Origin of the sequence: Pseudonocardia sp. SID8383 (genome assembly GCF_009864975.1) — a bacterium.
Classification (GTDB): Bacteria; Actinomycetota; Actinomycetes; order Mycobacteriales; family Pseudonocardiaceae; genus Pseudonocardia; species Pseudonocardia alni.
Map to the genome: position 1 here is coordinate 1 of NZ_WWFY01000762.1, position 3287 is coordinate 3287.

Sequence of the window (3287 nt, forward strand, 5' to 3'; positions counted from 1 at the left end):
CCGCGCTGCGCGGCGAGCGCCTGGCCCGCTACGAGATCGTGCCGGTCTGAGCCGCTCGGGTCCGCGTCGCTCCGGCCCGGCCGCGCCGTGGCCCGCCCGGGCTCCCCGTTCGGACCGGCCACGACGCGTGGGCGGGCACCGGCCCCCGCCGGTGTCCGCGTGCCCCGCAGGGCACTTCCGGTAGTACGAGCGGGCGTCCGCCGGGTGACGCGCCGGGCCGCAGGATCGTCAGAACTGTGGACGCGGCCCGCGGGTAGGGTCGTGATCGTGACCTCCCCGACCTTCGGCACGCTCGAGGCGGACCCGGCGGAGGTCGGCCTCGACCCCGCCCGGCTGGCCCGGATCGACAGCCACTTCCGCCGCTACGTCGACGACGGCCGCCTCGCCGGCGCGACGATCGCCGTCGCCCGGCACGACCGGCTCGCGCACCTGACCCACCTCGGCGTCCGCGACCTCGACTCCGCCGCTCCGGTGACCGACGACACGCTCTGGCGCATCTACTCGATGACCAAGCCGATCACCTCGGTCGCGGTCCTGATGCTCGCCGAGCGAGGCGCCCTGGAGCTCACCGACCCGGTGTCGCGCTACATCCCGGCGTTCGCCGAGCAGCGCGTCTACCGCGGCGGCTCGGCGCTCAATCCGGGGACCGACGCGGCCGTCGAGCCGATGCGGGTGCACCATCTGCTGACCCACACCGCGGGCCTGACCTACGGCTTCCACCACGCCCACCCCGTCGACGAGATGTACCGCTCCAAGGGCTTCGAGTTCGGCGCCCCGTCCGGGATGGACCTCGCGGCCGCGAGCGAGCACTTCGCGTCGTTCCCGCTGCTGTTCCAGCCGGGCCGCGAGTGGAACTACTCGGTGGCCACCGACGTGCTCGGCCGGGTCGTCGAGGTCGCGTCCGGGCGCCGGCTCGACGAGTTCCTCCGCGAGGAGATCACCGGCCCGCTCGGGATGACCGACACCGCGTTCTGGGTGCCGGAGGGGTCCGCGCAGGCCGGCAGGCTCGCGACGCTCTACAACGCCCGCCCCGGCGGCGGTCTGGTCGAGAACAAGGTGCTCGCCCGGTCCGCGACCCGCGAGCCCACCTTCCTCTCCGGCGGCGGCGGACTGCTGTCCACCACCGGCGACTACCTGCGGTTCGCCCGGATGCTCGCCCGCGGCGGCGAGCTCGACGGCGCTCGCATCCTCGGCCCGCGCACCCTGGCCCGGGCCACCCGCAACCACCTGCCCGGCGGCGCCGACCTCGACACCGTCGGGCGGCCCATCTTCTCCGAGTCGGCGTTCGCCGGTGTCGGTTTCGGGCTCGGCTTCTCCGTCGTCGTCGACGGGGCGGCGACGAAGGGCTTCGCCAACGAGGGCACCTTCGCCTGGGGCGGGCTGGCCTCCACCGCGTTCTGGGTGGACCCCGTCGACGACCTGGTGGTCGTCTTCATGACCCAGCTCGTCCCCTCCAGCACCTATCCGATCCGATCCCAGCTCCAGACGCTGGTCCAGCAGGCGGTGACCGACCGATGACCCCACCGAGCCCCGTGCTCACCTTCACCATCCGCACGCTCGTCGTCGCCGCCTCGTTGTGGGTGGCGACGGTGCTGGTCGGCGGCATCCGGCTGGACAGCGCCGGCACCTCCACCTCGATCCTCACGTTGATCGGCGTGGCCCTGGTGTTCGGCCTGGTCAACGCCGTGGTCAAGCCGATCGTGGCGACGCTGGGCTGCCCGCTCTACATCCTCACGCTGGGTCTGTTCGCGCTCGTGGTGAACGCGCTCATGTTCCTGCTGACGGGCTGGCTGTCGTCGGTGCTGAACCTGCCGTTCACCGTCGACGGGTTCTGGGCGGCGTTCTGGGGCGCGATCGTCGTCGGGATCGTGTCGTTCTTCCTGCACCTGGTGATCCCGGACCGGCTCGACAACCGCTGAGGCGACCGGCCGGGCTCAGACCGGCCAGGTCTCCCGGCGGTACGCGCCGTCCCAGAACATCCACTCGTAGCGCGAGGTCGTCGTGAAGTGCTCGCGCATGCGGGCGAACTCCCCCGTCGACGCGGCGGCGCCGACCCGGTCGGTCGCGTCCAGCACGGCCTCGACGACGGCGTGGTACTCCTCGCCCGCGTACATGTCGATCCAGCGCTGGTAGACCGGGTCGGGGGAGCCGGCGCCGACCAGGTGCTCGCCGACCCGGCCGTAGATCCAGTAGCAGGGCAGCACCGCGGCGACGCCCTCGGCGTAGGACCCGCCGTAGGCGGCCGCCAGCAGGTAGCTGACGTAGGCGCGGGTGGCCGGGGCGACCGGCAGCTCGCGGGCCTGCTCCGAGGTGAGGCCGAGCGCGCCCAGCAGGTCGGCGTGCAGCTCCCGCTCGGCGGCGATCGCGCCGGCGGTGTGCTCGGCGAACATGAGGGTGTCGTCGTCGGTCGGGGCCTTCGCCGCGCACACGGCGAGCGCCGTGGCGTAGCCGCGCAGGTAGTGCGCGTCCTGGACGATGTAGTGCCGGAACGTCTCGTGCGGAAGCGAGCCGTCGGTCAGCCCGGTGACGAACGGGTGGGCGAGGATCGCCCCGTACAGGGTGTCGACGTCGGACCAGAGCAGGTCCCGGGTGCGGTCGGCCATGCGGCCACGGTATCCACCGGGGCCCGGCCGGTCGTGTGATCGATCCCGCAACGCCGGCGTGACCGGCGGGGAACACCCCGGTGACACGGTGCCTGAGATCCTGCGCACGTCGCCCGGTACTGCGGCGTGGGGGTGTCACCATGGAACGCAGGCGAGCCGCTCAATGTGGAGGACGCGCCACGTCCAGTCCCCCTGACGTGGAGGTGAGGGTATGAGCGACCCGCAACCCATGGATCACCACGAGAAGATGCGGATCCGCGCGGCCGCGTTCCGTGCGACCCGGATCTACCCCGGGCCGGTCGGCGAGCTGATCTCGCGCGAGCTGCTCGGCTGGGAGGACTTCGGGTACCGCCTCGGCGGGAACCGCATGGTCCTGGACCTGGTCGACCACGTCATGAAGGCGGTGCCGCCGGACCGGGCGGCGCGCTCCGACGCGGCCTGACCCCGCTCAGCGCAGGGTCGCCACGGCCACCTCGGCGGCCGCACCGCTCGGCGGGGTGCCGTCGGCGAGCCCGGCCAGTGCGGCGGACAGGACCAGCATCGCCGCGATCGTGGTGATGCTTCCGACCCGGCCGAGGACGTCCAGGGTGCGTGCGACGGCCGACGGCCCGCCGGTGCGTACGGCGCCGGTCCGGACCCCGCGGGGAGCCGTGCCGGTAGCCGGGGTCTCGGTGGTGTGTCCTC

The 3287-nt window shown here is 73.2% G+C and carries 5 protein-coding genes; 3 read left to right on the forward strand and 2 right to left on the reverse strand.

What is annotated here, in order from left to right; all coding sequences use genetic code 11:
- The first annotated feature begins 267 nt into the window (after positions 1-267).
- Positions 268-1518 (forward strand): serine hydrolase domain-containing protein, encoded by a 1251-nt coding sequence (locus GTW08_RS18460; protein ID WP_073576872.1) that lies wholly within the window; start codon positions 268-270, stop codon positions 1516-1518.
- The gene (locus tag GTW08_RS18465; RefSeq protein ID WP_073576508.1) at positions 1515-1919 is read left to right on the forward strand and encodes a phage holin family protein; all 405 of its coding nucleotides are present in this window, start codon (positions 1515-1517) and stop codon (positions 1917-1919) included. The genes GTW08_RS18460 and GTW08_RS18465 overlap by 4 nt, the downstream gene beginning before the upstream one ends.
- A gap of 15 nt (positions 1920-1934) precedes the next feature.
- Here the strand turns inward: GTW08_RS18465 and tenA are convergent, their stop codons facing one another.
- Positions 1935-2603, reverse strand: a complete 669-nt coding sequence (tenA, locus tag GTW08_RS18470) for a thiaminase II (protein ID WP_100878750.1) — start codon at positions 2601-2603, stop codon at positions 1935-1937.
- Positions 2604-2814: 211 nt separating this feature from the next.
- Here tenA and GTW08_RS18475 point away from each other — a divergent pair, with 211 nt between their 5' ends.
- A complete protein-coding gene (locus tag GTW08_RS18475; RefSeq protein WP_224401401.1) occupies positions 2815-3045 on the forward strand; it encodes a hypothetical protein in 231 nt (76 codons plus the stop codon).
- Between the two features lie 6 nt (positions 3046-3051).
- Here GTW08_RS18475 and GTW08_RS31980 read toward each other — a convergent pair.
- Positions 3052-3287, reverse strand: a 236-nt coding sequence (locus tag GTW08_RS31980; RefSeq protein ID WP_237453966.1) for a hypothetical protein, incomplete at its 5' end; no start/stop codon positions are given.

Bases quoted from the DNA above. Each gene is read 5' to 3' on its own strand.
- GTW08_RS18475 (WP_224401401.1), top strand. From the start codon at position 2,815: ATGAGCGACCCGCAACCCATGGATCACCACGAGAAGATGCGGATCCGC.
- tenA (WP_100878750.1), bottom strand. From the start codon at position 2,603: ATGGCCGACCGCACCCGGGACCTGCTCTGGTCCGACGTCGACACCCTG.
- GTW08_RS18465 (WP_073576508.1), top strand. From the start codon at position 1,515: ATGACCCCACCGAGCCCCGTGCTCACCTTCACCATCCGCACGCTCGTC.